Origin of the sequence: Faecalicoccus acidiformans (assembly GCF_014202635.1) — a bacterium.
In the GTDB taxonomy this organism is placed as follows: Bacteria; Bacillota_I; Bacilli_A; order Erysipelotrichales; family Erysipelotrichaceae; genus Faecalicoccus; species Faecalicoccus acidiformans.
This window is the reverse complement of record NZ_JACHHD010000010.1, coordinates 42348-68313: the sequence shown is the minus strand read 5'-3', so window position 1 is coordinate 68313 and position 25966 is coordinate 42348. Positions and strand designations below refer to the sequence as shown.

The following is a 25966-nucleotide window of genomic DNA, read 5'->3' as shown; positions in this document are numbered from 1 at the left end:
AGCAATTATGGCCAAAAATATGAAAACTAAGACTTCATCGTCTGCGAAAACAAATAAAAAACCGAAGCAGGGACATAAAATTGTATGGTTCACTCTTGTCATCATTTTGATTCCGGTTGCGATTGTCGGCTATGTCTTGTTGACAAGCTTAGGTGGTCAGAATGAACCGGTGGTTGGGAATCGTTTTGATTCGAATGATTTGAATCCAGCAATCTCGGATGATCAAATCGATCAGGTTCAGAATGCGGTATCATCGATTGGCGGCGTTGAAAGCGTGGAAGTCAATCTGAAGAGTGCGACTTTACGAATTTCGATTGATATTGCGGATTCTTCTTCTGCAGAATCTTGTAATGCGATTGCACAGGAAGCATATAATCAAGTAGTCGCAATTTTGCCGGCCGAAACATATTTTACGAATACGGAAGAAGCAAAGATGTATGATTTAGAAATTGATGCCTATAACTTCTTATTGGATGATTCTCATTCGGATGGTCAAGTTTATTTCAAGGTCTATAAATCAGGTGCCGGAAGTACCGTAACACAAAATATGACAGAAGCAAAAGATCCTGAGCTTGTTAACCAGATCGTTCGATAATAAAAAATCTTGTCAGTCTAGAAACTGGCAAGATTTTTTTGTTTAGTCTTTAATTTTTGTAACTTGATGAAAGATATAATATCCAATCAAAAACATGATCGTAATAGCGGCTACACCCAAGTTTTGTCTTCCCGTCAACTGGGTGATGAAGCCAATGAGGAAAGTTCCTAAAAAACTAGCTCCTTTTCCGCAGATATCAAAGAGTCCGAAGTACTCGCCGCTGGTATTATTTGGAATGATCTTGGCAAAGTAGCTGCGAGATAAAGCTTGAATTCCTCCTTGAAAGCAACCGACCGCCACTGCCAATAACCAGAACTCCCATTGTTTGTCGAGTTGGATTGCAAAGACTGCAATCGCAAAATACGCTAAGATACAAATCTTGATCAGTTTTCCTGTATCTTGAGTTTTAGAAATGACCGCAAAAAATAAACTGGCAGGGAAGGCAACTATTTGCGTGACCAGAAGCGCTAATAAAAGCCCGGTCTGATCTAATCCTAGAGATGTTCCATAGGCGGTAGCCATGTCGATGATCGTATAGACACCATCAATAAAAAAGAAGAACGCTAATAAGAACAGGAATACTTTCTTTTGTTGTTTTGCATCCTTAAGCGTATACCATAACCGAGAGAAAGTATCACGAACGGGATGAGATTTAGGCTCGATATAATGTTTTTGTTTGTAATGCAATGCCAATGGCATGGTAAAAGCAATCCACCATACAGCATTTAAAATAAAAGCAAACATCATGGCTTGTCCCATTGAGATTCCGATTTGTTCATATAAAAGGACCAAAACCAGCGAGATCAAAAAAGGAAGACAGCTTCCGATGTAACCCCAGGCATATCCTTTAGAAGATACATTGTCCATTCTTTCGTCTGTAGTAATATCAACCAACATAGAGTCATAAAAAATCAAGGACAAAGAATAACAAATTCGAGCTACGATGAACAAAACCAAAAAGCTGAACCATGTGGATGGAATCCAAAAACAAGCTAATGCCAGTGCTCCACAGAGAGCAGACAGCAAGAATATCTTTTTCTTTCGATCTTGATAATCCGCTAAAGTCCCTAATACAGGTCCCAGACAAGCAACGACTAGAGTTGAGATTGAGGTTGCATAGGACCAATAAGATAAGTAACTGCTTTCAGGAACACCTTGTGCACTCGATAAAGAATTAAAATAGATAGGTAAAATCGTTGATACCATTAGAATAAAGGCTGAGTTTCCAATATCGTAAACAATCCAACGAATTTCCTGTTTGGTTAGTTTGATTTTCATGAAGACACCCTTTCTTACCATCAGTATTTTATCATGGATCTGTCTGTACAAAGTTATAAATTTGTAAAAACTTAAGTACCTTTATTTTTTTTGCATTTTAGATGATTTTTTTACGAAAATGAGTATAATAATCACAGGTGATAGAAATGACGATTCGAATTGGTTTTGATATTGGATCAACAACGATCAAGGCAGTTGTTTTAGATGAGCACAATAACATTCTATATAAGTCATATGAACGACATATGTCACAAGCTCGTCAGAAGGCTTTGGAGAAGATCGTTGAACTTAAAGAATATTGTAAAGAACCTTTTTCGTTTGCAATTTCAGGCTCTGGAGCATTGGGACTTTGTGAAGCAGGGGATCTTCCTTTTGTTCAGGAAGTTTTTGCGTCAGCCTCGGCTATCAAACGTTTTTATCCAAATACAGATTGCGCTATTGAATTAGGCGGCGAAGATGCCAAGATCTTGTTTTTTCAAGGAAGCCTGGAACAACGTATGAATTCTTCCTGTGCTGGAGGGACTGGTGCTTTTATTGATCAGATGGCTTCCCTATTGAATATGAGTCTGGAACAGATGAATGAAGCTAGTTTTCACTACCAGAAGATTTATCCGATTGCTAGCCGTTGCGGTGTTTTTGCTAAATCGGATATTCAGCCTTTGATCAACCAGGGGGTTGATAAAGCAGATCTTTGCGCTAGTATTTTTCAATGCGTTGTCAATCAAACTATTACTTCGCTGGCACAGGGGCGGAAAATCGAAGGAAATATTTTGTTTTTAGGGGGCCCTCTTTTTTTCTTGAGCGGGTTAAGAAAGCGTTTTGAGGAAACCTTGAATTTGGAGCCTTCACAAAGCGTTTGCCCTGATACGGCTATTCACTTTGTGGCCTTGGGAACGGCTTTGTGTTCCGAAAAAGAGTTTACGTATGATGAGCTAGTTGGTAAATTACAGGCTTTGGTTGATATGCCGATGGAAGTAGAATCAAGTCTGCCTTTATTTGAAAATGAAGAAGATTATCAAAACTTTATCGATCGTCATCAACAGCATGATGTTGAATATGGAAACCTAGAACATTATGAAGGGAAAACATATTTAGGGATTGATTCAGGTTCTACAACGACGAAATTGGTCTTGATTGGTGAAAATCATCAAATTTTGTATCAAAGCTATACCTCCAACAAAGGAAATCCTTTGGATGTTGTTTTAGAAGATTTAAAAAGAATTTATGCGATCAACCCAAAAGTTAGAATCTATGGAGCTTATTCTACCGGGTATGGCGAAGAATTGATGCGAGTTGCTTTCCATTTGGATGGCGGCGTCGTCGAAACGATGGCTCATTATGTAGCGGCACGATTCTTTAATCCTCAAGTTGATTATATTTTGGATATTGGAGGACAAGATATCAAGTGCTTCAAAATTCGGGATGGCCATATTGATGATATTGTTTTGAATGAAGCGTGCTCTTCTGGATGTGGTTCCTTTATTGAAACTTTTGCGCATTCTTTAGGTTATGATGCTAAGGAATTTGCGCGTCTTGGATTGCACTCAAAAAATCCGGTTGATTTAGGAACGCGTTGCACCGTGTTTATGAATTCTGGTGTAAAACAAGCACAAAAAAACGGAGCTACAATTGAAGATATCAGCGCCGGACTATGTAAATCAGTTGTCAAAAATGCCTTATATAAAGTGATTCGTGCTCGCAATAAGGATGATATTGGAAAGCACATCGTTGTGCAGGGTGGAACATTTCAAAATGATGCGATTTTAAGAAGCTTTGAACAAGAGTTGGGTTATGAAGTGATTCGACCAAGCATTGCTCACTTAATGGGGGCGTTTGGTGCCGCTTTGTATGCAAAAAAACTTCATCGCACCAAAAGTGCTGTATTGGGTCCGGATGCCTTGGCAAGCTTTTCTCACACTTCGCGTTCGGTTGCTTGCAACGGCTGCACGAATCATTGTTCTTTGACAATCAATACGTTTGCGGATGGAACTCGTTTAGTTGCTGGGAACAAATGCGATAAAATGATTAAATCCATCGAAAAGAAAACCGAATTACCGGATCTCTATAAAGATAAGATGGAGATGTTGGAAAAACAAAAGCAAAAATATCATCATGAACAAAAGATTTTGATGCCTTTTGTCCTGAATAACTATGATATGCTTCCGTTTTGGACGAAATTTTTTGATTGTCTGCAAATTGAGGTACACTGGTCCAGTCCTACGACGCAGGAGATGTACCATGATGGACAGCAGACGATTCCTTCCGATACGGCGTGCTTTCCGGCAAAAGTCGTACATGGCCATATCATGCAGTTATTAAAAGAAAAAGAAGAATCGATCTTTTATCCATGCATGACCTATAATGTGGATGAACATCAGAGTGACAATCATTTTAATTGTCCGTTAGTCGCCTATTATCCGGAAAATATCGCAGCTAATATGGATTTTAAGGATAAAAAATTCTACTATCCTTATATCACCGTAGATGATCCAAACAGCTTTGCGAAGACCATGCAAAAAACTCTGGAGCAGATGGGGTTTAACTATAAACGCTCGCAAATCAAATACGCTTTGCAGCAAGGGCTTTTGGAGCGACAGATATTCCATGAGCAACTGGTTCAAAAGCATTTGGACGCAGTCAATTTTGCCCGTGCCAATGCAATCCCTATGGTTGTTCTTTGCGGTCGACCTTATCATCTGGATCCTTTGATCAATCACCAGATTCATAAACTGTTGATTCAGCTAGGCTTTGTTGTGCTGAGTGAAGAGAGCGTACCGCGCCAGCAGAAACAAAAAGTATTTGTTTTAAATCAATGGACCTACCATGCCAGACTTTATCAGGCTGCTAAATATGTTAGCGAAAATCCGGATATGGAGCTGGTTCAGCTTGTCAGCTTTGGCTGCGGTATTGATGCAATCACGAGCGACGAGGTCAAGGATATCTTAAAAGATGCGAACAAGTTTTATACCCAGATCAAGATTGACGAGATTGATAATCTTGGAGCGGCAAGAATTCGTTTGCGTTCTTTGAAAGAGGCGATCCAAGAAGGAAAGGAGAACTAAATGGCGACAAAGTATACGAAGTTTGATAATGAAAAAAGAGATCAATATACCATTTTAGTTCCCAGCATGCTTCCTATTCATTTTCGTTTATTAAAACCGATTTTTAAACAAAGCGGATACAACATCGAAGTATTGACTAACGACAGTGACCAAGTGAAAGAAGAAGGCTTAGCTCATGTGCATAATGATACATGTTATCCTGCTCTTTTGGTTATTGGTCAGTTTATTGATGCGCTAAAGAGTGGAAAATATGATTTAGATCATGTTGCTTTGGTGATTACTCAGACGGCAGGAGGCTGTCGAGCCAGTAATTATCTTTCTTTATTAAGAAAAGCTTTGCAGATGGAAGGCTGGGAGCATATTCCATGTTTGTCGGTCAATTTTTCTGGTCTTGAGAAAGACAGTGGTTTAAAGATTACGATGCCGATGTTATTGCGTGTTCTATATTGTATCCTTTATGGGGATGCCCTCATGTGGTTGAAAAATCAAGTGATGCCTTATGAACTCAATAGAGGACAAACGGAACAAGCGATTGATGAGATCGTGTCTGTACTCGAAAAGGAATTTGTTGAAGGCGGTTATCGTCATTCGAAAAGAATCTATAAAATGATGATTGAAAAAATGAAGGCAATTCCTCGTTCTCAAGAATCCAAGATTCGTGTTGGTATCGTAGGAGAAATTTACATGAAATATTCTCCTTTAGGAAATCATGACTTGGAAAATTACTTAATGCGGGAAGGGTTCGAACCGGTCGTAACTGGTGTTATGGATTTTGGCTTGTATTGTATTGAGAATGGTATTATCGATTATGAGTATTATCATCGACATGCCAAGACGCATTCCCTTTTCTCATTGGCTAAATCGTTGATAATGCGGATGCAAAAAACTTTTGAACAAGCCGTTAAAAAAGATGGAACATTTGTCCCTCCTGAAGATTTTAATCAAGTGATCCGGGATGGGAAGGGCTTCATTGATCAAGGTGTTAAAATGGGGGAAGGCTGGCTTTTGACTAGCGAGGTCGTTTCACTGGTGAAGAATGGTGTCAACAATATCATATCTGCACAGCCTTTTGGTTGTCTTCCTAATCATATTGTAGCCAAGGGTATGGTACGGCGAATCAAAGAAGTATATCCTAAAGCCAACATTGTAGCAATTGATTATGATCCTAGTGCCAGTCGTGTCAATCAGGAAAACCGAATTCGATTGATGATGGCAAATGCGAAATTAAACGCTGACTCTTAATAAAAAATGCATCTCCAGAAATCTGGGGATGCGTTTTATTTGATAGCGATCTGCTCATGGATGTTCTGCATTTTCTCATCCAGTTCGGCGCTGAGGTGAGCGCATTCCAAGAGACTTGCGGATATTTTATCCAGTGTTTCAGGATCGAGTTCTTTTTTATAACGAATCTTATGTTCCAAAGAAGCCCAGGAATCCATAGCAATCGTACGAAACTGAACTTCAACATTCACTTCTCTTTTTTCTTTATGAAGAAAAATAGGGACACGAACGATCAGATGCAAGCTTCGATAGCCGTTTTCTTTAGGTTGTTTGATATAATCTTTGATTTCTAGAAGCTGAATATCGTCTTGGGAAAGCAAATATTTTGCCATTAGATAGATATCGTTTTGAAAAGAGCAGATGACACGGATCCCGGCAATATCAAACAAGTTTTCTTCTATAGATGAAACGGTTAACGGAAGATTGCGGGATTCCATTTTTTTGATGATGCTTTCGGGACTTTTTAATCGGCTTTTGATAGTCTCGATAGGATTATGTTCTTTTTCAATAGAAAATTCTTCGTTCAGGACTCGGAATTTGGTTTCAACTTCCATGATGGCACAGCGATAATAAGACATCAATGTACGCATGGGAAGTACATCTTCTTTGATCTTTTCAAAAAGATTGCGTTTGATTTCATTTGAAAGATTATTTTTAATTTCCATAATAACACCCTGTTTTCAAATTACCATAATTCTCACGATTTTTCTACTCCGGTGCATGAATGCTTATGGTATGATTTCTTCATGAGTTTTCTATCTGTGATCAGCATGAGCATAATTATTGATGAAAAAGTGATTAAGGAGGCCTGTTATGGAATATGTACTGTTAGGTGTTGCGATTTTTTTTGAGATCTTAGCGAGTTCTCTTTTACATACATCAAAGGGATTTACACAGTTTTGGCCATCTTTAGGATGTATTGTTTTTTATTCAATTTGTTTTTTTGCGTTTTCTAAAGCGTTATTAAAGATTGATTTGGGGATTGCTTATGCGACATGGTCGGCAGTAGGAATAATTTGTACAACGATCATAGGTGTTTTAGTTTTTGATCAGAAGATCACCGGGATCGGTGTGTTAGGTGTTTTGTTGATCATTATAGGATGTATTATTTTGAATCTGTATGGTTCTGCACATTCTTGATTTTTTTCTTGAAAAAATAGATTTGGCATGATAGTATAACCAAGCAAGTCTATGCTTGCCCTGTATCTGGGAAACAGATACCTTTAGTCCAAAGGGAGGTGTACAGAATGAAAAAATACGAAATCATGTACATTGTTAACGCATCTCTTGATGAAGAACAGTTCAAAGCTGTTCAGGATCGTCTGCACGATACGATCACTTCTCATGGGGGAACGATCGATAAGGTAGATGACTGGGGAATCCGTGATTTTGCATATGAGATCGATCATATGAAAAAAGGTCACTATGTCGTAATCAATGTTACAAGTGCAAATGAAGGAATTTTTGAATTCCAACGTTTATCTCGAATCAGCAACAACGTAGTTCGTATCATGGTCGTTAAGACAGAAGACGAAGAGTAATAAGGAGATATTTATGATCAACCGTGTTATTTTAGTTGGAAGATTGACGCGTGATCCGGAGTTGCGAAAAACACAAAATGGGACAAGCGTGGTTAGCTTTTCATTAGCGGTCAATCGCCGTGTCCAAACTCCGGGCCAACCCGATGCGGATTTTATCAATTGTGTTGCCTGGAATCGTCTGGCCGATCTGATGTGCCAATATCTTCATCGTGGTTCTTTGATCGGAGTGGAAGGCAGAATCCAGACAAGAAATTATGACAACAATCAGGGGCAAAGAGTGTATGTAACAGAAGTCGTTGCGGATAATGTTCAGTTCTTAGAACCTAAGAATGCTGCACATTCTTCTCAGCCTTCGAATCCATATCCTCAGGCACCTGCCGATCCATATGGACAGCCGGCACCAATGCAGAGTGCTCAAGATCCATTTGGGGCGGATTTCGATACAAGTGACACACTGGATATTGCCAGTGATGATTTACCATTCTAATAGAAAGGAAGCGAGAAACATGGCATTTAAGAAACAGCGCATGGGTCGTAAGAAGATCTGTTATTTCACAAAAAACAAGATCAAATATATCGACTATAAAGATGTTGAATTATTAAAACGTTTCATCAACGCAAATGGAAAGATCATTCCTCGTCGTGTGACAGGAACTCGTGCAAAATATCAGAGAATGTTGGCAACGGCCATCAAACGTGCACGTCAAATGGCTTTACTACCATATGTAGTTGACTAAGAGCTTGTAAAAGCTCTTTTTTTTCGGAGTTTCTTGCACTAGAATATAGGATATGAAAACGAGCACTTTGACTCAAGGCGCATTTTGTTTATCGGTATATGGAGTTCTACTTTTATTCAATCAACAAACTGGACTTCTGTTAGAATCGATGTTGAATTGGGTTTTTATCATCCCTATAATGATTTTTACGGCAAAAGCAGGACCCTATCCTGGAGCGATCACAGGATTATCAATGGCGATCTTAAGCTTTTTATTCGGCACTTTTACGACATGGTTCTATAGCTGGAGTGCTATTTTGATCGGTTTTTTCTACGGAGTTGGCGTCTATAACAAGATTTCTCACAGTATCAATTTTTTGATTGCCTTAGGAATAACTTTGATTTCATATGTATTTATGATCTATTTATGGGCGGGAATCTTTGGGATGGATCTGTCGGTAGATTTTGTGTGGATCTCGAGATTGATTCCATTTTTAGATTTTCAGGCCTTTTGTTTTTTGTTTGCACTTTTTATCTCTTTTGTTCAAACCCTATGCATTCATATGTTAGGACTTTTGTTATGTGTTCGGTTGAAGATTCCTATGAGGAAGTTGGGAAGTTTAAGAAGTATATGTGGTTCAAAACCGATAGGCGTCGGCAGCTTGCTGATTGCCGTTTTCTTCTTTTTTGGTCAAAATGTGATAGAATATTCTATATGGTTATCCGCGATCCAAATTCTATTTTTTATCGATCTAGGGGTCTTGGATTTTTTAGGGACAGTCTACTTGATGGAGTACGGAATCATACATCGGATTCCTAAATTCACGATCTTGGCGGTTCTCGGTGCTTTTATACCAATCCTGAACATTTTTTGGATGTTGTTAGGATTAAGCGATTGCCTTTTGGAATTGCGAAAAGACAAGATTTGAGAGGTACAGTATGAAACAGTTTAAAAAATGGAGAGGTTTTCTGATCTTAGCATTTTTGATCTGGGCCGTGTTGGAAGGACTTCTTCTATTTCATCAGAATTGGACAAGTGTAGTATATCTTCTAATTCCGGCACTTCTTTTCTTCGTCTTTTTATATGGCTTTCTTCGTGATCTTAATACATATGGAGTAAAGACAGAATTAGACATTTCCCGTGTATTAGGAAAAGATGCTAAAGAGGCATTGTCTTTTGGCGATGTTGGTATTCTTACATATAATAATGAATATATCGTTACTTGGGCATCCCCCTTCTTTTCTGAGAAAGGAATCGATCTGGTTAATAAAAAAATGACGAGCTGGATCGAGGAAATCCGGGATCTGTTCGATGATGATGTGGATTTGATTACCGGGCGTGACGGGCAGCGCGTTTATGAAATTACGCGTAAATCCGATGCTCAACTTTTGTTTGTGAAAGACGTTACAGAACTCAGCACTTTGCGTAATGAAGTGGATGAACAAAGGGTTGTTATCGGATTAGCGCAGTTGGATAATTATATGGAATATCAGTCTTATGAAAATGAAGAGCTGATGGCTCATATCAATACGCAGCTTCGATCGCCGATCGTAGCGTGGGCACAAGATAACGGCATTTTGATTCGCCGATTGCGTTCCGACCGCTTTATTATGGTCATGAATCAAAAGGTGTTTCAATCCGTCAAAGAAGCTAATTTTTCTATCTTACAGATCATTAAAGATAAGGCCAATTCGATTGGAGTATCATTCACATTAAGTATGAGTTTTGCCTATGGAACCAACGATTTCAAACTTTTGGATTCTACGATCAATGAATTGATCGAGTTGGCACAATCTCGCGGGGGCGATCAGGCTGCTGTCAAAGATGTCAATGGATCTGTTCAATATATTGGCGGAAATTCGGAGTTGAGTTCAACCCGTTCCAAAGTGCGTGTTCGTATCTTAGCACAATCGCTTCAACAAGCAATCAAGGAATGCAATGCGGTTTATATTGCCGGTCATATTATGACAGATTTTGATTGTATGGGCGCTTGTTTGTCTTTATCTAACTGGGTCAATTCTTTACGTAAGAAAGTGTATATCGTACTTGAGGATGTTCCTCGTGATAAGCAGCTTCAGGAAGTCATGGAATACTATGGCGTTGCGTTAGAACAAAGACACGTCTTTATTACGCCGGATCGTGCCATGCAGATGATTGATCGCAATAAAGATCTGTTGTTGATGCTTGATCACGGAATCCCATCGATCAGCAGTGCTAAAGAATTTGTCGATGAATGCCAGAGAATCATTGTTATCGATCATCATCGCCGTAATGATCATTTTGTGCATAATGCGATTTTGACTTATGTCGAGAGCACGGCCAGTTCTACTTGTGAGCTTATTGTTGAAATGTTGCAGAATATTCCCAATCATGTGCCTATTTTTGAAGCTGAAGCAACGATCATGTATCTAGGTATTCTAGTGGATACGAATCGCTTCAAGATGCATACAGACGCACGCACTTTTGAAGCAGCGGCGGTTTTAAACACTTGGGGTGCCAATGTGAAATTGGCCGAGAAAGCACTTTGCGAAGATTTTACACATTTTACTTTGAAGCATCATCTGATTCAGCAAGCAAAACCATTCCATCAAGAGTTTATGATTGTCTGCGAAGAACAGGAAGTCGTTGACAAGACGCTGTTAGCACAAGTCAGTGACTCATTGCTATTGATCAAAGGCTGCAGAGCATCTTTTACGATTGCCAGAACTTTGGATGCCGGGCATCCTACTTCTTGCAGTGCTCGCAGCGATGGAAGTTTTAATGTTCAAAAAATCATGGAAAAATTGCATGGCGGCGGCCATTTCAGCGCGGCTGCTTCGTCTACCATGGATTATGGACCGCGGGCGTTCTATGATCAGCTGGTTACGATATTAGAGGAGGAAATTTAAAATGAAGGTAATATTGCTTAAAGATATTAAGAAAGTGGGAAAGAAAGATGAAGTCATCGAGGTCAGTGATGGCTATGCCCGAAACTATTTGATCAAACGAAATTTAGCAATTGCGTATACAAAGGGAAGTCAAAAAGTTTTAAATGAACAATTGGCACAAAAGGCAGAAGAAGAAAAGCATCTAAAAGCCGAAGCGGAAGTTTTAAAAGCTAAATTAGAGAAGATGAGATTGGAATTTACATTAAGTACCGGTAAAGAAGGACAGGTTTTTGGATCGATTTCAACGAAGCAGATCCATCAGGCTTTGCTCGATCAAGGAATCGAAGTCGATAAACGAAAGATCCATCTTGATGCACCGGTATCAAGTTTAGGTATGACCAATGTCGAGGTGGACCTATACAAGGGGCAAGTCATAGGAACGATTCATGTCCACGTCTCTGAAAAGAGGTAATCATGGTTAGAGAGTTACCAAATTCCCAGCCTTTGGAACAAGCTTTATTAGGTTCATTGATGATCTATCCTTCTGTTATGCAGGAATGCATGGATCTTGATTTACAGCCAATCGAATTTTATCTACCGGCTCATCAACGTCTGTTTGCTTGTATGCAGGAAATCGTTTCAACCGGACAGCGAATTGATCTGAACTTGGTTTTGACTCGTCTTAAAGATAAAGAAGAATTAGAAAGTGTTGGCGGTACGGATTACATCATTCGTCTTCAGGACAGTGCTATCAGCAGTGCCAATACTAGAAACTATATTGAATCTATCAAGAATAGTGCCCAATTGCGCCGGCTTATTTTTGCGGCTGAAAAGATCAGTAACGAATCATACGACGCTTCGGAAGATATTGATACGATCTTAGACGAGGCAGAACGTGAAATCATGGAAGTAACTCGGCAAAGAAGAGGGGCAGAATTTGAATCTAGCCAGACTGTAATCAACCGTGTGATGAATCAATTGATGGAACTGCGCAATAAAAAAGGAGTAACCGGTATTCGAACAGGATATGTGGAACTGGATAAGATTACGAATGGTTTTCAGCGAGGTGATTTGATTATTCTGGCGGCCCGTCCTGCCATGGGAAAAAGTGCTTTGGCTTTGAATTTTGCCAATGAGGTTTCTAAGCTCAATGAAGGTGCAGTTGCCGTCTTTTCTTTGGAGATGCCGGCAGACTCTTTGATGAAACGTTTGTTGAGCTCAGAATCACAAGTTCCTTCCAATAAGCTAAGAGATGGGAAACTGACGGATGCGGAGATGTCTCGTTTGAATTTTAGCGGCAGTCAGTTAGGGGAACGCAATCTGTTTATTGATGATACTAGTTCTATCAAAGTCTCACAGATTTTTTCAAAGTGTCGGAAATTGAAAAACGAATATGGCTCCCTTTCGTTGATCGTAATCGATTACCTTCAGTTGATCACGGGAAACAGAGCAGATTCGCGCCAACAAGAAGTTTCAGATATTTCCAGAAACCTGAAGATCTTGGCTAAAGAATTGGACTGTCCTGTGATTGCTCTATCGCAGTTGGCTCGAAAGGTAGAAGATCGCTCGGATCATGCTCCTCAGCTGAGCGATTTGCGGGAGTCGGGGTCTATTGAACAGGATGCCGATATTGTCATGTTTATTTATCGCGAAGATTATTATAAAAAAGAAGAAGAGGAATCTAAAGATGATACTTCGGTAGTCGATCTTTCCTTGGCAAAACATCGAAATGGCGCTTTAGGTCATATCAATCTAGTCTTTGAAAAAAATATTTCTAGATTTACAAACTTTTCTAATCAAAGTGAGGATATTTATGCGGGTTGATCTGCTGTGCTCCGGATCTAAAGGAAACAGTTGTCTTGTGCGAACTGACAGTACTTCAATTTTGATTGATTGCGGTTCTACAAAACGTTATTTAATGGATGCTTTATCTCGTGTACAACAAGATCCATCGTCCTTAGATTCTCTTTTGATTACGCATACACATAAAGATCATGTTTCTCAGTTATCTCGTTTTGCATCTGTTCCTGTTTATAGTTATTGTGAATTGGATCATGATCAATGGCATTTGGTGCGGCCGTTGGATTGCTTTGTACTCAAAGATTTACGAATCACGGTGATTGGATTAAGCCATGATGCACCTAAGACCGTAGGCTTTGTGATCGAGGATCAAAAAGAAAAACTGGTTTATATCACAGATACGGGCTATTTGCCCAATCATGAGAAAGTTTACTTAGAAAATGCCGATCATTATATTTTTGAAAGCAACCATGATTTGGGAATGTTGATGAAAACAAGTCGGCCTATGTTTGTCAAACAACGGATTCTTTCGGATTCTGGGCACTTGTCTAATGAAGATTCGAGCATGAATTTGACAAGTTTGATCAATGATCATACAAAAACGATCTTATTGGCTCATATTTCGCAAGAAGCTAACGATCCCGAAAGAGCGCTGGATGTATTAAAGAATACTTTTTTAAAAAAAGATATGCCTTATCGCGGCCTTCGTATCGAAGCGGCCCAGCAGTTTTCTATCACATCGATTCTTAATGATTAAACAAGTCTATAGAATACTCTATAGGCTTGTTTTCTGATTCAAAACTGTATGAATTTTGAAAGGGTTTCCATGTCTTTTCTGTTATCAAGTTTCTTGATTCCTTGTTATCCCTGGTATAAACTTAAAAAGTAGGTGATGCGAAATGTTAAAAGTTTTTGATCATCCGCTGATTCGACATAAGTTAACGATCATGCGTGATAAAAATACGAGTTCAAAAGATTTTCGACAAAATTTAAATGAAATTGCGTCGTTAATGGTTTTCGAGATCACTCGTGATTTTCCTGTAACGATAAAACAGGTAGATACTCCCTTATGTTCTTGTAAAGGATATGAGCTGAGTCGGGATATCGTGATTGCGCCTATCTTGCGGGCAGGGTTAGGTCTTGTGCAAGGTATCCAAGATTTGATTCCAACTGCTAAGATTGCTCATATTGGAATGTATCGGGATGAAAAAACGCTTTTACCTAAACCTTATTTTGAAAAGTATCCTTCCAATATAAATGACGCTTTAGTTTTGATCGTAGATCCTATGCTGGCAACAGGAGGATCGAGTATTGCGGCTATTGATCGTGTAAAAATGCAAGGAGCCAAAGATATTCGATTAGTTTGCCTGGTAGGTTCGCCAGAAGGAGTAGAGGCGGTTACACGGGCACATCCGGATGTGGATATTTATCTGGCAGCTTTAGATGATCATTTGAATGAACATGGATATATCGTTCCTGGCTTGGGCGATGCCGGTGATCGTATCTTCGGGACTAAGTAGATGAAACCTCTGACTTTTTCTGGGGTATTGCTTGTCAATATTCTTGTCAGTGTCTGGATTGGTTATCAGTTAGATCAATGGCTTCATACTCTGCCGCTTTTTGTGATAGCAGGATTGATGTACAGTGTAATTGGGTCTATCTATTTATTAATACGTAAGGATAAAAAACATGAATGAATTAAATGGAATGAATAAGAAAATACTGAATTATTCTTTGGGAATCGTTGCGATTGCCTGCATCGTTTCCTTTATCTTGTTTAAAGACTGGAAAGTTGTTTTGGGACTATTGGCTGGTCTAGCGATTGCCCTATTAGGATATCGGATGATCATCGCGATGACACTGTCATTGCGGCCGGATGAAAAATCAGGACAAAAACAAGGATCTCTAGGTTATGTAGTACGCTATCTTTTCTACATCTGCACCTTTGTATTGCTGGTTGTTTTAGGGATTCCTGTTCTTGCTTTGTTGGTTGGCTTTTTGTGTCACAAAGCAGCGATATTATTGTATGTCGTATTGAATAGAGAGGTGGATGATAATGACTGAGGTCAGTGCGTTAGAGATACATCTAGGTTCTTTCTCTTTTGAGATCCAGCAGTCGATATGTGTCTGGTTATGTTTGTGCGTCATCTTCGCTGGTTTCTTTATTTATGCCGGCAAAAAGATTGATCAGGCAGATCCTTCTAAAGCAAGCAAAGGCATTGTTTATATTTGTGAAGAGGCGTTGAACCTGGTTCTCTTTATTGTAAATACAAATTTGAGAGAAAAAACAAAAAAATATATTCCGCTTTTTGGAACATTGATCTTAATGATGCTTGTTTCAAATTTGATTGGTTTAGTAGGCCTTCAAAACCCGACGAGCAATGTCAGTTTCAATGCGACACTGGCCATTACAATGTGGCTGATGATCCAGGGAAATGCGATTCGCAAAGGAGGCTTATTGGCTCGGATGAAGGAATTGACAGAACCGATGGTTCTTTTGACTCCTTTGAATATTATAGGGGAATTGGCATTGCCGATTTCTTTGACGATGCGTCTATTTGGAAATATTTTGGCCGGAAGTATCATTACGATGCTTGTATATACATTGATTAAGGCAATCTTGCCTTGGGGCGTACTAGGATTTGCATTCACGCCATTCTTACACATGTACTTTGATATCTTTTCCGGTGTCATACAAACGTATATCTTCTTTACATTAGCTTCGTTCTTTTTAGGACAACAAGTAGCAGAAGAGGAGTAATAGGGAGGAAACGAAAATGGAATTTAATGAATTTTTTGTACAAGGTATGGCTCTGTTAGGTGCCGGTATTGCGATGGTTGCTGGTTTTGGACAAGGAATTGGACAAGGTTTTGCAGCGGGTAAAGGGGCTGAGAGTGTTGCTCGTAATCCGGAAGCCGCCAGCAAGATTCAGTCAATTATGGTTTTGGGTATCGCTTTGGCAGAAACTACTGGTATCTACTCATTGGTTATTGCGATCTTATTGATCTTTATTAAGGGATAGTTATCGGGTATGGATAGTTTCAATATTGATAACTATCTGCGAATTTCTTTGACGGATGTTGTTCTTGTCTGCATATCCACTTTTCTGATTGTTTTGATTGCGAAGAAGTTTTTTTGGGATAAATTGTTGGCGTATATTCAAAAACGCCAAGATTTGATCCAGCATAACATTGATTCTTCTGTACAGATCAAACAAGAAGCACAAGATATCAAAGATCAATATGATGAAAAGATGAAAAATGCGGGCAAAGAGGCTCATGCGATCTTAGAATCTGCTAGAGCCAGTGCAGCGCAGGAAAAACAGCAGATACTGGAAGAGGCGCAACATGAAGTTTCGCGAATCAAAAAACAAGCGCAAGAAGATCTGGAACGCGAAAAACGAAATGCCCAAAAAGATATGAAAGAGGCAATTAGTTCTGTAGCGATCGAGGCTGCAAAAAAGCTTGTGAAAAAAGAGATGGACGAAGCGGCGCAAAAAGAATACATTGATGATTTTATTGATGAGGCAGGTTCTTCAAAATGGTAGAACAAATGATGCCTTATGGACAGGCTATCTATGAGATTGCGAAAGAGGCAGACAAAGAAGCGGAGTATAAAGGAGTTTTGTATGAACTTTCTTTGATCTGGGAAAAAGAGCCGTCGTTTGTGCTGGCGCTTTCGCATCCGAAGATTTCAAAAGCAGAGAAACAAAAATGGCTCATGGAATTGTTCGAAGATTCTCTGCCGCCAGTAATGATGAAGACATTGTTGATATTCAATGAGCATGGAGTGATTCAAGCTTTGCCGGATATTTATAAAGCGTATGTTCAATGCTTTGAAAAAGACCATGATATCGAGAGTGTCTTAGTGGAAACAGCGTGTCCATTAGATGAAAAACAACAGACATCTTTACAAAAGATGTTGGAACAAAAATTACATAAAACGATTTCCTTGACTTATAAGATCGATCCGGAACTGATTGCGGGCTTACGCGTCAGAGCGGGAGATCTAGTCTTGGATAATACTGTTTTATCGCGGTTAGAAGCGATAAAAGAAAAAATCAGAAACTAGCGAGGTGAATCTATGAGTTTAAATCCTACGCAGATCTCACAGCTGATCAAAGCTCAAATTCAAAATATTGATCAAGACTTGGAAATGAATGAAAGCGGCACGGTTCTGAGCATTGGTGATGGTATAGCTACAGTGTACGGATTACGAAATGCGATGATGAGTGAATTGTTGCTTTTCCCTCATGATGTTTATGGAATGGTCATGAATTTGGAAGACGAACAGGTGGGCGTTGTTTTGATGGGCGACAACAACGATATCAAGGAAGGTGATCTGGTTAAACGTACAGGACATATTGTGGAGGTTCCTGTAGGAGATGCCTTGATGGGACGTGTAGTCAACGCTTTAGGGCAGCCCATTGACGGACAGGGTAATATTGATACTACAAAGACAAGACCGGTTGAACGAGTGGCACCAGGTGTTATGACTCGAAAAAGTGTGTCTGTTCCTTTACAAACGGGTCTTAAAATCATTGATTCCATGATTCCTATCGGACGCGGACAACGAGAATTGATCATTGGTGATCGCCAGACGGGTAAAACAGCGATCGCAATCGATACGATCATTAATCAAAAAGGACAAAATGTAAAATGTATCTATGTTGCCATTGGTCAAAAAGCCAGTACAGTAGCACAGATCGTTGAAAAATTAAAACAACACGATGCCATGGCTTATACTACGATCGTAGTCTCTACTGCCAGTGAACCAGCTCCTTTACAATATTTGGCTCCCTATGCAGGCTGCGCGATGGGTGAAGAGTGGATGGAAAATGGAGAAGATGTTTTGATTGTATACGATGATCTTTCAAAACACGCCGTGGCGTATCGTACTATGTCTTTATTATTGAGAAGGCCTCCGGGACGGGAAGCCTATCCTGGAGATGTTTTTTATCTGCATTCTCGATTATTGGAAAGAGCTGCTCGTTTAAACGAGGACTATGGAAACGGTTCCTTAACGGCTTTGCCGATCATTGAGACGCAGGCAGGAGATATTTCTGCTTATATTCCAACCAATGTGATTTCGATTACCGACGGTCAGATCTTTTTAAAAACGGACATGTTTAATGAAGGAATCCGGCCAAGTGTCGATTCTGGTTTTTCGGTCAGTCGTGTGGGTTCGGCGGCACAGATCAAAGCGATGAAACAAGTCTCTGGTTCTTTGAAACTGGAATTGGCGCAGTATCGTGAAATGGAGGCTTTTTCAAAATTTGGCTCCGATTTGGATGCTTCGACCAAAGAGGTTCTGGATCATGGTGCCCGCTTGACGCAACTATTGATTCAAAAACAGTATTCACCGATGCGTGTGAGTGAACAAGTCATTTCATTGTTTGCGGCCAAACATAAGTACCTCAAACAGGTTCCGGTGGAAAAGGTTCAGGAGTTTGAATCGGGCTTGATCGCCTATATCAACCGGGAATATCCATATGTTCTGGATCAGATTGAAATGAAAAAGGCATTGGATGATGAATTAGAACAACAAATCAAGAACGCCCTAGACGCTTATGCTAAAGAGTTTTCATTGACACTGGGAGCTTAGTATGGCACAGACTAGACAAGCGATCCAAGCGCGAATCAAATCAGTCGATTCGACAAAAAAAATCACAAAGGCGATGCAGCTGGTAGCTTCCAGCAAATTGACAAAACAAAAACAGATCATGGAGCAAAACCGTGAATATGCTTCGGCCTTGGAAGAAATGCTGATGATGGTTTTACGTTCTGCAAAGAAAAATTCCATATACTTAAATAGCGATAAAACGAAACCATCCTATGTTTTTGTGATTGCGAGTGATATGGGTCTTTGCGGAGGATACAATGCCAATATCTTTAAGAAAATACAGAGCGATCTAAAAGCAGAAGATCAAATCGTGATGATAGGATCGAGAGGGCTTGCATGGATCAAAAATCGTAACTATACAGTTGTTGATCAGCTGTGTGATCTCAATGAGGATTCAATGTATCCGGCTCTCTCCAGCAAGATGGAAGAGGCTTTGCATCTTTATGAAAAGCAAGACATTTCTAGTATCAAGATCTTATATACGCATTATAAGAATACCTTGACTTTTGTCCCAACTTTGCAGACGATTCTTCCTGTATCCAAACCATTGAAAGAAGAAAATAAACTTGAACCAGAAATGATATTTGAACCCGGGAAACAAGAAATGCTTGCGGATATGATTCCCATGGCAATGAAATCGGTCTTGTTCTCTAAATTTCTCGAAAGTAAGACCAGTGAACAAGCTTCACGCCGCATGGCTATGGAAAGTGCCACGGATAATGCGAACGAATTACAGGATGCTTTAGAGTTGGCCTTTAACCAGGCTCGGCAAGCGGCCATCACGCAAGAAATCACAGAGATCGTTGGTGGAGCGAATGCATTGGGATAGGAGATGATTGTAATGGCAGAAAATATAGGAAAAGTTGTACAGATCATTGGACCTGTCGTTGATATTTCGTTTGATGAAAATCATTTACCAGATTTATTATCGGCAATTGAAATCAAACGAGAGGGACAGGAAAGCTTGATCGTAGAAGTGGAACAGGGAATCGGAGCTGATCGTGTCCGTTGTATCGCAATGGGAAGTACGGATGGGTTAGTTCGAGGCATGGAAGCTTATGATACTGGAAAACCAATCCAGGCACCTGTGGGAGATGCGGTCTTAGGTCGCATGTTTAATGTATTGGGTCGTCCTATTGACGGCTTAGGCGAGTTGAAGGATGTAGATTGGGAACCTATCCATCGCAATCCTCCGGCTTTTGATGAACAAAGCACGGAGAGCGTTCCTTTAGAAACAGGGATCAAAGTCATTGATCTTCTTTGTCCTTATGCCAAAGGAGGAAAGATTGGTCTATTTGGGGGAGCTGGAGTAGGAAAAACCGTGCTGATCCAGGAATTGATCCATAATATCGCAAAAGAACATGGTGGAAAATCCGTTGTTGTCGGTGTTGGAGAAAGAACTCGTGAAGGAAACGATATGTATCACGAGATGAAAGATAGCGGTGTTTTAGATAAGACAGTTTTAGTGTATGGACAGATGAATGAAAGTCCTGGGGCTCGTATGCGAGTTGGACTGACAGGCTTAACAATGGCCGAACATTTCCGTGATCAAGAGCACCAAGATGTTTTATTGTTTATTGATAATATTTTCCGCTTTACTCAGGCAGGGTCGGAAGTTAGTGCTCTGCTGGGGCGCGTGCCTAGTGCAGTAGGATATCAGCCGACATTAGCAACAGAAATGGGACAATTGCAAGAACGAATCACATCAACGAATGAAGGATCTATTACGTCGGTTCAAGCAATCTATGTCCCGGCTGATGATTTGACAGATCCGGCTCCGGCGACTGCCTTTACACATTTGGATGCCAAGACCGTACTTGACCGAGATATTGCTGCTTTGGGGATCTATCCTGCTGTTGATCCTCTAGAGTCGAGTTCTCGTATTCTAGACCCGCTGGTTGTAGGTGAAAAACATTATAAAGTAGCTAGAGGTGTCCAGAATATTCTTCAAAGATATAAAGAGTTGCAGGATATTATTGCGATCTTGGGAATGGATGAGTTGAGCGAAGAAGATAAAAAAATCGTCAATCGTGCTCGTCGTGTTCGTAATTTTTTGTCGCAACCGTTCAATGTAGCAGAAGTCTTTTCTGGCATTCCAGGCAAATATGTGCCGCTGGAACAAACTATTCGTTCTTTTGAACGGCTGTTAGCAGGAGAATTTGACGATTTACCAGAACAAGCCTTCATGTTTGTAGGAACAGTGGAAGAAGCTGTCGAAAAAGCAAAACAAATGGCTGGTGAGTAATATGATCTCTTTACGGATTATTACACCTCAGGGACAATATGCGAGCAAAGAGGTCAACAGTATCCATCTGACAAGTGTGGAAGGCGAATTGACCCTGTTGACAAATCATGTTCCTATTTTTATGGCCTTGGTTCCTTGCCGATTGATCTTAAAAGATACAGAGGATAAAAAATGGGAATATGCCATTGCGGGTGGCTTTTGCCATCTCGAAAAGAATAAAGCCATGCTTTTAACAGATGCTATCGAGGGCAAGGGTGATATTGATCTCGAACGCGCTAAAAAAGCATACCGCAGGGCTCGTGAACGTCTTGAAAAGAAAGACAGCAAGACGAATATGAAACGTGCAAATCTTGCTCTTGTACGGGCAATGAACCGAATCAAGATCCATAACGACTAGATTTTCTAGTCGTTTTTTAACTGTACTATTAAATTGAGGAGATGAGAGTCAGGGAAATTTCATTTTCTCCTTTATTTATGCTGTTATCTAAGGAAAAATCCAAAATGGATGGGAAAATTAGGATTTATCAGTCATACTTTTCAATATTTGTCGTAGCAATCGCTGATTGATTAGGCTCTCCTGTTTTTAAGTCTTGTGGGGCAGGGACTAACATCATAAATCCGTCTTTTCCATATCGTTTTTTATAGCCCCGTGCGTATTCTTCTTCGACGGAAATATGCTGTACTTGCCCGATAATCATTGAAGTAATGCCTGCTCCGCTTAAATCCTGCGTTTCTTTCAAAGTACACTCCATATTTATAAATGCCTCCTGTATCATAGGGGCATGAATGGTCTTGGCATTTATAAGCGCAAATTTCCCTACTGAAAATTCATCAGCTTCGTAGTCGTTATGGTTAATGGTATCTACTAATTTATCATAGTAACTTATTGGAAGAAAATTGATACAAAAGCACTTTTCCCTTTGGATATTTGCATAAGTATGAGTGTGTTGATAAAGATTTCCCATAACAGCAAAGAAAGCTGTTTTATCACCATGAAAACAACTCCATGCGTGGAAGCATACATTAGGCTTTCTGTTTTCTTTCCATGTGGTAATTGCAAATAAAACCGTTGGTATTCCGGCGGTTACTTCAAAATGTGAAAACAATTCAAATTCTTCTGGATATGAGGATTTGAAATACTGCGGAAAATCTTTCCCAATCTCTATTTTCATTGCGACACCTCTCTACAACTTCCAATTTATAAAAATATTATACCTCTGTTCAGTATCATCTACAATGAAAGCAGGTGTTATAGCTAATACATAAAAATATTATCTTGTCAAATTACTAAAAAAGTGCAATCTCCCCAATTCACTAGTACAGTTCGTTTTTTAGTTCTGTATACACCTTCATAAAAAAAGAGTATAATAAAAAAATGATTTCTACTGTTTTGTTAGATGTGGACAACACATTATTAGATTTTAATGCTTGTGCGTTAGCATCGATGCAAGATGCTTTTTGCGCCTTTGATCTTCCTTTTTCAAAGGAAGTTGTTTTTCCAACATTTTTGCGAATCAATGATCAACTCTGGGCTCAAATCGAAGAAGGAAATTTGACAAAGAGAGAACATTATCAAATCCGATGGAATTTGATTTTAAAAGAATTAGGGATCGATTTCGATGGGATCCGGTTAGAAGAAAAGTTTGTGGAAGGATTGCATCAATATGCTGTACCGATTTCTGGCGCTATGGAACTGGTATCCTATCTATCAAAAAGATATAGTGTTTGCGTGGCCTCTAATGCTCCTTGTTCTCAACAAAAACAGCGGCTTAAAACGGCTGGATTGTTTTCGTATTTTGACCGTTTCTATTTTTCAGAGACGATTGGGCATCAAAAACCATCAAAAGATTTTTTTACCTTTTGTTTAAAGGATCTTGAAATCTTAGATCCCAGACAAGTTGTTATGATTGGTGATTCTTATAAAGCAGATATTCAGGGAGCAAATTCATGCGGCATTACAACCATATGGTATGATGCCAAGAATTCTTGGCGCAGGAGTCGATCTGGTGCGGACCATATTGTGCACGGACTTTTAGAAATAAAAAAAATTTTATAAAAAGTGTTGCATTCTTATTTTCATCATGGTAATATAAATGAGCGCTGATTGAGTAGCGTTCCTGACTTGATTAACTTGGAGAAGTACTCAAGTGGTTGAAGAGGTGCCCCTGCTAAGGGTATAGGTCGGGAAACTGGCGCGAGAGTTCAAATCTCTCCTTCTCCGCCATTTTATTTAAATCTATCTATTTTGGTCCAGTGGTGTAGTGGTTAACATGCCTCCCTGTCACGGAGGAGATCGTGGGTTCGAGTCCCATCTGGACCGCCATTTATTTTTTGCAGGTGTAGTTCAATGGTAGAACTTCAGCCTTCCAAGCTGACTACGTGAGTTCGATTCTCATCACCTGCTCCATCTAATTCCATCTATCAGATTCTTTTGAATCTGATTTTTTTATGTTAGGCTATTGATATGATCTTAAATATAAGCGGACGCACAGATATCGTTGCGTTTTATACCCCATGGCTGATGAATCGTTTGAAGGATGGGTTTGTTCTTGTACAAAATCCGTTTGATCCGCATCAGCTTTCCCGAATATCTTTTGATGAAGTCGATTTAATTGTTTTCTGTACTAAGGATCCTAGGCCGATCCTTCCATATCTGGACATTCTTAAAATTCCTTTTGTGTTTCAGATCACATTGACTCCTTATCATAAGGATATTGAACCCAATGTATCTCATAAAAAAGATATTCTGTCATCCATTCATTTATTGAAAAAACATTGTATCTTGGCAAAACCTATTCTGCGATATGATCCAATCTTACTGAATGATCGATATACGACTTCGTATCATATACATGCTTTTGATAAACTATGTCAAGATTTAGAGGGAGTGATCGATAAGATTATTATCTCTTTTGTTGATATCTATAAAAATGTAAAAAAACATCAACAAGAACTTCGGCTTAAACCAATTCAAGAAACAGATATGTTTGTATTAGCTGATGCTTTCTCAAAAAGCGCCACTCAGCATGGAATATGTGTTCAGACTTGTTTTGAAAAAGTAGATTTGTCGCCTTTTGGAATATCACAAAATGTATGCTTAAGTGTAGAAGAAGCTTTTCGGTTTACTGGGAAAATCTTTCCAAAATGGAAGGCACGCCCTTGTGGATGCGTAGAAATGGTGGATATTGGATCCTATAATACTTGCTCTCATCTTTGTAAATACTGTTATGCGAATTACGATGAACAAAGTGTGAAATCAAATCGTAGCCGCCATGATCCCAAAAGCCCGCTTTTGATAGGAACTTTACAGAATGATCAAATTATCAAAGATCGCCACGATCATATTATTTTTAAATAATGCTTTACAATTTCAATGAAATTGGATAAAATAATTGAGCACATGGCGGTTGTGGTGAAGTGGTTAACACAGCGGATTGTGGCTCCGTCATTCGCGCGTTCGAATCGCGTCAGCCGCCCCATGAGATAATTACACTCGAAAGAGTGTTTTTTTTTATGTTTTTGACGTATTTAATGCTATGAAGGTAAAAGAGATGAGTATGAATCTAAGGCCGCGCGAAAAAGCGATTCGTTATGGTCTGCATTATTTGAGTGATTTGGAGATCTTATGCTTGTTGCTGCAAAGCGGAAATCGAGAAAAGAGTGTTTTTGATTTGGCCGAAGAAGTTTTGGACCTTTCTGAGAATCTTAACCGACTCTTTGATTTACGTTTGGAAGAGTTGATGGAAATTAAGGGGATTAAACAAGTAAAAGCACTGCAGATTTTAACGGGAATAGAACTATGTCGACGAGCCCTTCAAAGAAAGAATTATCAAGCTTCGGTCTATCAGCCGGATGATTTGGTGAAATGGTTTCAATTGGAGATCGGCCCTTGTTTTCAAGAGCATTTTGTGTGTGTTTATTTAAACGCAAAAGGGAAGATCATCCATCATCAATTACTCTTTGTCGGTACTTTAACTGAAAGTTGTGCTCATCCTCGTGAAATCTATCATGATGCCTATCTTTATCATGCGAATGCTTTAATTATGATCCATAACCATCCTAGCGGAGATCCTACTCCTTCTTCACAAGATATAGAGTTTACGAGATGTGTTCAAGAGGTGGGGAAGATGACGGGAATTCCATTATTGGATCATATCATTGTTGGAAAAAATGCCTGGTTTTCCTTTAAGCAACATCAATATCTCGATTGAGTATATACTGTAATTAGTTAGGGATAAAGATATAATATCTTTATAAATTGGAATTTGAGAGGAAGTGCAAAAATGACAATTTCAAATATAAAAGACAGCATTGATAGTAATATTCATAAAGTTTGGGAAACTGTTTTAGCTGTTGATAAATATACTCAATGGCGAAGTGATTTAAGTAAAACGGAAGTAATAAATGAAGAACAATTTATTGAATATACCAAAAACGGCTATCCCACCACTTTTACTATCACTGTTGTAGAACCGCATAAGCGCTGGGAATTTGATATGGAAAATAGCAATATGAAAGGACATTGGGTTGGCATTTTCACTTCCATAGGCGATAAAACGGAGATTGATTTTACAGAACAGGTAATAGCAAAGAAATTCTATATGAAGCCGTTTGTAAAATCATATTTAAAAAAACAGCAAGCACAGTTTATTATGGATTTGAAAAGAATATTAGAGAAATAAATTATAATTTATCGAGTAGATCAACTTATAATAGTTGGTTTTTTTTATGCTCTAATGAAAGGATGTGATTTAATGAGCATACTACAAGAATATGAAGAAATAAGAAAAGAATTAGGAAACGGTATTAATAAGGGTATTGAGTTATACCTATCAAAAAATCCTAATTTAGAAAAAGGTGTTTAAGCACTATATTTAAAAGACAAATTAAAATATACCTAGTGGAAACGTAATTCTACTAGGTTTTTCTTTTGAGTGTTGAAAAAAGTCAAAATCGAA

30 protein-coding genes and 4 tRNA genes are annotated in these 25966 nt (G+C 39.2%); 31 read left to right on the top strand and 3 right to left on the bottom strand.

Annotation, left to right across the window (positions count from 1 at the left end):
• Positions 1-7: 7 nt before the first annotated feature.
• On the top strand, positions 8-595 hold the full coding sequence (locus HNQ43_RS05880; RefSeq protein WP_183375723.1) for a hypothetical protein: 588 nt from the start codon (positions 8-10) through the stop codon (positions 593-595).
• 42 nt (positions 596-637) lie between these two features.
• On the opposite strand, the gene HNQ43_RS05875 is transcribed toward HNQ43_RS05880, so the two are convergent.
• Positions 638-1873, bottom strand: a complete 1236-nt coding sequence (locus HNQ43_RS05875; protein ID WP_183375721.1) for an MFS transporter — start codon at positions 1871-1873, stop codon at positions 638-640.
• 146 nt (positions 1874-2019) lie between these two features.
• Between HNQ43_RS05875 and HNQ43_RS05870 the strand changes: the two genes are divergently transcribed.
• Both HNQ43_RS05870 and HNQ43_RS09290 read left to right on the top strand, forming a co-directional pair.
• Positions 2020-4935: an acyl-CoA dehydratase activase gene (locus HNQ43_RS05870; protein ID WP_183375719.1), complete on the top strand. Its 2916-nt coding sequence runs from the start codon at positions 2020-2022 to the stop codon at positions 4933-4935.
• Positions 4936-6177, top strand: coding sequence for a 2-hydroxyacyl-CoA dehydratase (locus HNQ43_RS09290; RefSeq protein WP_183375717.1), 1242 nt, complete (start codon positions 4936-4938; stop codon positions 6175-6177). It abuts the gene before it with no gap.
• A 35-nt stretch (positions 6178-6212) separates the two neighbouring features.
• Here the strand turns inward: HNQ43_RS09290 and HNQ43_RS05860 are convergent, their stop codons facing one another.
• A complete protein-coding gene (locus HNQ43_RS05860) occupies positions 6213-6881 on the bottom strand; it encodes a GTP pyrophosphokinase (RefSeq protein WP_183375715.1) in 669 nt (222 codons plus the stop codon).
• Positions 6882-7029: 148 nt separating this feature from the next.
• Between HNQ43_RS05860 and HNQ43_RS05855 the strand changes: the two genes are divergently transcribed.
• The 20 genes from HNQ43_RS05855 (at position 7030) to atpC (ending at position 21405) form a co-directional block, all read left to right on the top strand.
• Positions 7030-7356, top strand: coding sequence for a DMT family transporter (locus HNQ43_RS05855; protein ID WP_183375713.1), 327 nt, complete (start codon positions 7030-7032; stop codon positions 7354-7356).
• A gap of 107 nt (positions 7357-7463) precedes the next feature.
• The gene (rpsF, locus tag HNQ43_RS05850; protein ID WP_183375711.1) at positions 7464-7757 is read left to right on the top strand and encodes a 30S ribosomal protein S6; all 294 of its coding nucleotides are present in this window, start codon (positions 7464-7466) and stop codon (positions 7755-7757) included.
• A 13-nt stretch (positions 7758-7770) separates the two neighbouring features.
• Complete coding sequence (locus tag HNQ43_RS05845; RefSeq protein ID WP_183375709.1) at positions 7771-8244, top strand: single-stranded DNA-binding protein; 474 nt, start codon at positions 7771-7773, stop codon at positions 8242-8244.
• Positions 8245-8263: 19 nt separating this feature from the next.
• On the top strand, positions 8264-8494 hold the full coding sequence (rpsR, locus tag HNQ43_RS05840; RefSeq protein WP_183375707.1) for a 30S ribosomal protein S18: 231 nt from the start codon (positions 8264-8266) through the stop codon (positions 8492-8494).
• Positions 8495-8546: 52 nt separating this feature from the next.
• The gene (locus tag HNQ43_RS05835) at positions 8547-9401 is read left to right on the top strand and encodes a hypothetical protein (protein ID WP_183375705.1); all 855 of its coding nucleotides are present in this window, start codon (positions 8547-8549) and stop codon (positions 9399-9401) included.
• A 10-nt stretch (positions 9402-9411) separates the two neighbouring features.
• Positions 9412-11361 carry a GGDEF domain-containing protein gene (locus tag HNQ43_RS05830; RefSeq protein ID WP_183375703.1) on the top strand — a complete coding sequence of 650 codons (1950 nt, stop codon included), beginning with the start codon at positions 9412-9414 and terminating at the stop codon, positions 11359-11361.
• 1 nt (position 11362) lies between these two features.
• Entirely contained in the window at positions 11363-11812 is a 450-nt protein-coding gene (rplI, locus tag HNQ43_RS05825) for a 50S ribosomal protein L9 (protein WP_183375701.1), read from the top strand.
• 2 nt (positions 11813-11814) lie between these two features.
• Positions 11815-13164, top strand: a complete 1350-nt coding sequence (gene dnaB, locus HNQ43_RS05820; RefSeq protein ID WP_183375699.1) for a replicative DNA helicase — start codon at positions 11815-11817, stop codon at positions 13162-13164.
• Complete coding sequence (locus HNQ43_RS05815; protein WP_183375697.1) at positions 13154-13897, top strand: MBL fold metallo-hydrolase; 744 nt, start codon at positions 13154-13156, stop codon at positions 13895-13897. Before dnaB ends, HNQ43_RS05815 begins: the two co-directional genes overlap by 11 nt.
• 142 nt (positions 13898-14039) lie before the next feature.
• The gene (upp, locus tag HNQ43_RS05810) at positions 14040-14660 is read left to right on the top strand and encodes a uracil phosphoribosyltransferase (RefSeq protein WP_183375695.1); all 621 of its coding nucleotides are present in this window, start codon (positions 14040-14042) and stop codon (positions 14658-14660) included.
• Positions 14661-14837, top strand: coding sequence for an AtpZ/AtpI family protein (locus tag HNQ43_RS05805; RefSeq protein ID WP_183375693.1), 177 nt, complete (start codon positions 14661-14663; stop codon positions 14835-14837).
• Positions 14830-15204, top strand: coding sequence for an ATP synthase subunit I (locus HNQ43_RS05800; protein WP_183375691.1), 375 nt, complete (start codon positions 14830-14832; stop codon positions 15202-15204). The genes HNQ43_RS05805 and HNQ43_RS05800 overlap by 8 nt, the downstream gene beginning before the upstream one ends.
• On the top strand, positions 15197-15901 hold the full coding sequence (gene atpB / locus HNQ43_RS05795) for a F0F1 ATP synthase subunit A (RefSeq protein WP_183375689.1): 705 nt from the start codon (positions 15197-15199) through the stop codon (positions 15899-15901). The genes HNQ43_RS05800 and atpB overlap by 8 nt, the downstream gene beginning before the upstream one ends.
• 16 nt (positions 15902-15917) lie before the next feature.
• Positions 15918-16163, top strand: coding sequence for an ATP synthase F0 subunit C (atpE, locus tag HNQ43_RS05790; protein ID WP_183375687.1), 246 nt, complete (start codon positions 15918-15920; stop codon positions 16161-16163).
• Between the two features lie 9 nt (positions 16164-16172).
• Entirely contained in the window at positions 16173-16688 is a 516-nt protein-coding gene (gene atpF / locus HNQ43_RS05785; RefSeq protein WP_183375685.1) for a F0F1 ATP synthase subunit B, read from the top strand.
• Positions 16682-17212: an ATP synthase F1 subunit delta gene (gene atpH / locus HNQ43_RS05780; RefSeq protein ID WP_183375683.1), complete on the top strand. Its 531-nt coding sequence runs from the start codon at positions 16682-16684 to the stop codon at positions 17210-17212. The genes atpF and atpH overlap by 7 nt, the downstream gene beginning before the upstream one ends.
• A gap of 12 nt (positions 17213-17224) precedes the next feature.
• On the top strand, positions 17225-18745 hold the full coding sequence (gene atpA / locus HNQ43_RS05775) for a F0F1 ATP synthase subunit alpha (RefSeq protein WP_183375681.1): 1521 nt from the start codon (positions 17225-17227) through the stop codon (positions 18743-18745).
• A gap of 1 nt (position 18746) precedes the next feature.
• Complete coding sequence (gene atpG, locus HNQ43_RS05770) at positions 18747-19592, top strand: ATP synthase F1 subunit gamma (RefSeq protein ID WP_183375679.1); 846 nt, start codon at positions 18747-18749, stop codon at positions 19590-19592.
• 12 nt (positions 19593-19604) lie between these two features.
• Positions 19605-21008, top strand: a complete 1404-nt coding sequence (gene atpD / locus HNQ43_RS05765; protein ID WP_183375677.1) for a F0F1 ATP synthase subunit beta — start codon at positions 19605-19607, stop codon at positions 21006-21008.
• 1 nt (position 21009) lies between these two features.
• Positions 21010-21405: an ATP synthase F1 subunit epsilon gene (atpC, locus tag HNQ43_RS05760; RefSeq protein WP_183375675.1), complete on the top strand. Its 396-nt coding sequence runs from the start codon at positions 21010-21012 to the stop codon at positions 21403-21405.
• A gap of 127 nt (positions 21406-21532) precedes the next feature.
• On the opposite strand, the gene HNQ43_RS05755 is transcribed toward atpC, so the two are convergent.
• A complete protein-coding gene (locus tag HNQ43_RS05755) occupies positions 21533-22180 on the bottom strand; it encodes a flavin reductase family protein (protein WP_183375672.1) in 648 nt (215 codons plus the stop codon).
• Positions 22181-22383: 203 nt separating this feature from the next.
• Here HNQ43_RS05755 and HNQ43_RS05750 point away from each other — a divergent pair, with 203 nt between their 5' ends.
• From HNQ43_RS05750 to HNQ43_RS05715, 8 genes are all read left to right on the top strand, one after another.
• Positions 22384-23064, top strand: coding sequence for an HAD family hydrolase (locus HNQ43_RS05750; RefSeq protein WP_183375670.1), 681 nt, complete (start codon positions 22384-22386; stop codon positions 23062-23064).
• A 77-nt stretch (positions 23065-23141) separates the two neighbouring features.
• Positions 23142-23232, top strand: a tRNA-Ser gene (locus HNQ43_RS05745).
• A gap of 23 nt (positions 23233-23255) precedes the next feature.
• A tRNA-Asp gene (locus tag HNQ43_RS05740) sits at positions 23256-23331 on the top strand.
• 10 nt (positions 23332-23341) lie between these two features.
• Positions 23342-23415 (top strand) — tRNA-Gly (locus HNQ43_RS05735).
• Between the two features lie 57 nt (positions 23416-23472).
• Positions 23473-24366, top strand: coding sequence for a DUF1848 domain-containing protein (locus tag HNQ43_RS05730; RefSeq protein WP_183375668.1), 894 nt, complete (start codon positions 23473-23475; stop codon positions 24364-24366).
• 45 nt (positions 24367-24411) lie between these two features.
• Positions 24412-24487, top strand: a tRNA-His gene (locus tag HNQ43_RS05725).
• Positions 24488-24544: 57 nt separating this feature from the next.
• On the top strand, positions 24545-25219 hold the full coding sequence (radC, locus tag HNQ43_RS05720) for a RadC family protein (protein ID WP_342353963.1): 675 nt from the start codon (positions 24545-24547) through the stop codon (positions 25217-25219).
• Positions 25220-25291: 72 nt separating this feature from the next.
• Positions 25292-25690 carry an SRPBCC family protein gene (locus HNQ43_RS05715; RefSeq protein WP_183375664.1) on the top strand — a complete coding sequence of 133 codons (399 nt, stop codon included), beginning with the start codon at positions 25292-25294 and terminating at the stop codon, positions 25688-25690.
• The last annotated feature ends 276 nt before the right edge of the window (positions 25691-25966 follow it).

Excerpts from the sequence above, each read along its gene's own strand:
- atpG (WP_183375679.1), top strand. The coding sequence starts at position 18,747 with ATGGCACAGACTAGACAAGCGATCCAAGCGCGAATCAAATCAGTCGAT.
- rpsF (WP_183375711.1), top strand. The coding sequence starts at position 7,464 with ATGAAAAAATACGAAATCATGTACATTGTTAACGCATCTCTTGATGAA.
- atpF (WP_183375685.1), top strand. The coding sequence starts at position 16,173 with ATGGATAGTTTCAATATTGATAACTATCTGCGAATTTCTTTGACGGAT.
- HNQ43_RS05880 (WP_183375723.1), top strand. The coding sequence starts at position 8 with ATGGCCAAAAATATGAAAACTAAGACTTCATCGTCTGCGAAAACAAAT.
- radC (WP_342353963.1), top strand. The coding sequence starts at position 24,545 with ATGAAGGTAAAAGAGATGAGTATGAATCTAAGGCCGCGCGAAAAAGCG.
- HNQ43_RS05830 (WP_183375703.1), top strand. The coding sequence starts at position 9,412 with ATGAAACAGTTTAAAAAATGGAGAGGTTTTCTGATCTTAGCATTTTTG.
- HNQ43_RS05730 (WP_183375668.1), top strand. The coding sequence starts at position 23,473 with ATGATCTTAAATATAAGCGGACGCACAGATATCGTTGCGTTTTATACC.
- atpC (WP_183375675.1), top strand. The coding sequence starts at position 21,010 with ATGATCTCTTTACGGATTATTACACCTCAGGGACAATATGCGAGCAAA.
- atpH (WP_183375683.1), top strand. The coding sequence starts at position 16,682 with ATGGTAGAACAAATGATGCCTTATGGACAGGCTATCTATGAGATTGCG.
- atpA (WP_183375681.1), top strand. The coding sequence starts at position 17,225 with ATGAGTTTAAATCCTACGCAGATCTCACAGCTGATCAAAGCTCAAATT.
- HNQ43_RS05870 (WP_183375719.1), top strand. The coding sequence starts at position 2,020 with ATGACGATTCGAATTGGTTTTGATATTGGATCAACAACGATCAAGGCA.
- HNQ43_RS05815 (WP_183375697.1), top strand. The coding sequence starts at position 13,154 with ATGCGGGTTGATCTGCTGTGCTCCGGATCTAAAGGAAACAGTTGTCTT.
- atpE (WP_183375687.1), top strand. The coding sequence starts at position 15,918 with ATGGAATTTAATGAATTTTTTGTACAAGGTATGGCTCTGTTAGGTGCC.
- HNQ43_RS09290 (WP_183375717.1), top strand. The coding sequence starts at position 4,936 with ATGGCGACAAAGTATACGAAGTTTGATAATGAAAAAAGAGATCAATAT.
- HNQ43_RS05755 (WP_183375672.1), bottom strand. The coding sequence starts at position 22,180 with ATGAAAATAGAGATTGGGAAAGATTTTCCGCAGTATTTCAAATCCTCA.
- dnaB (WP_183375699.1), top strand. The coding sequence starts at position 11,815 with ATGGTTAGAGAGTTACCAAATTCCCAGCCTTTGGAACAAGCTTTATTA.
- rplI (WP_183375701.1), top strand. The coding sequence starts at position 11,363 with ATGAAGGTAATATTGCTTAAAGATATTAAGAAAGTGGGAAAGAAAGAT.
- atpB (WP_183375689.1), top strand. The coding sequence starts at position 15,197 with ATGACTGAGGTCAGTGCGTTAGAGATACATCTAGGTTCTTTCTCTTTT.
- HNQ43_RS05845 (WP_183375709.1), top strand. The coding sequence starts at position 7,771 with ATGATCAACCGTGTTATTTTAGTTGGAAGATTGACGCGTGATCCGGAG.
- rpsR (WP_183375707.1), top strand. The coding sequence starts at position 8,264 with ATGGCATTTAAGAAACAGCGCATGGGTCGTAAGAAGATCTGTTATTTC.
- atpD (WP_183375677.1), top strand. The coding sequence starts at position 19,605 with ATGGCAGAAAATATAGGAAAAGTTGTACAGATCATTGGACCTGTCGTT.
- HNQ43_RS05800 (WP_183375691.1), top strand. The coding sequence starts at position 14,830 with ATGAATGAATTAAATGGAATGAATAAGAAAATACTGAATTATTCTTTG.
- HNQ43_RS05715 (WP_183375664.1), top strand. The coding sequence starts at position 25,292 with ATGACAATTTCAAATATAAAAGACAGCATTGATAGTAATATTCATAAA.
- HNQ43_RS05875 (WP_183375721.1), bottom strand. The coding sequence starts at position 1,873 with ATGAAAATCAAACTAACCAAACAGGAAATTCGTTGGATTGTTTACGAT.
- HNQ43_RS05835 (WP_183375705.1), top strand. The coding sequence starts at position 8,547 with ATGAAAACGAGCACTTTGACTCAAGGCGCATTTTGTTTATCGGTATAT.
- HNQ43_RS05855 (WP_183375713.1), top strand. The coding sequence starts at position 7,030 with ATGGAATATGTACTGTTAGGTGTTGCGATTTTTTTTGAGATCTTAGCG.
- upp (WP_183375695.1), top strand. The coding sequence starts at position 14,040 with ATGTTAAAAGTTTTTGATCATCCGCTGATTCGACATAAGTTAACGATC.
- HNQ43_RS05805 (WP_183375693.1), top strand. The coding sequence starts at position 14,661 with ATGAAACCTCTGACTTTTTCTGGGGTATTGCTTGTCAATATTCTTGTC.
- HNQ43_RS05860 (WP_183375715.1), bottom strand. The coding sequence starts at position 6,881 with ATGGAAATTAAAAATAATCTTTCAAATGAAATCAAACGCAATCTTTTT.
- HNQ43_RS05750 (WP_183375670.1), top strand. The coding sequence starts at position 22,384 with ATGATTTCTACTGTTTTGTTAGATGTGGACAACACATTATTAGATTTT.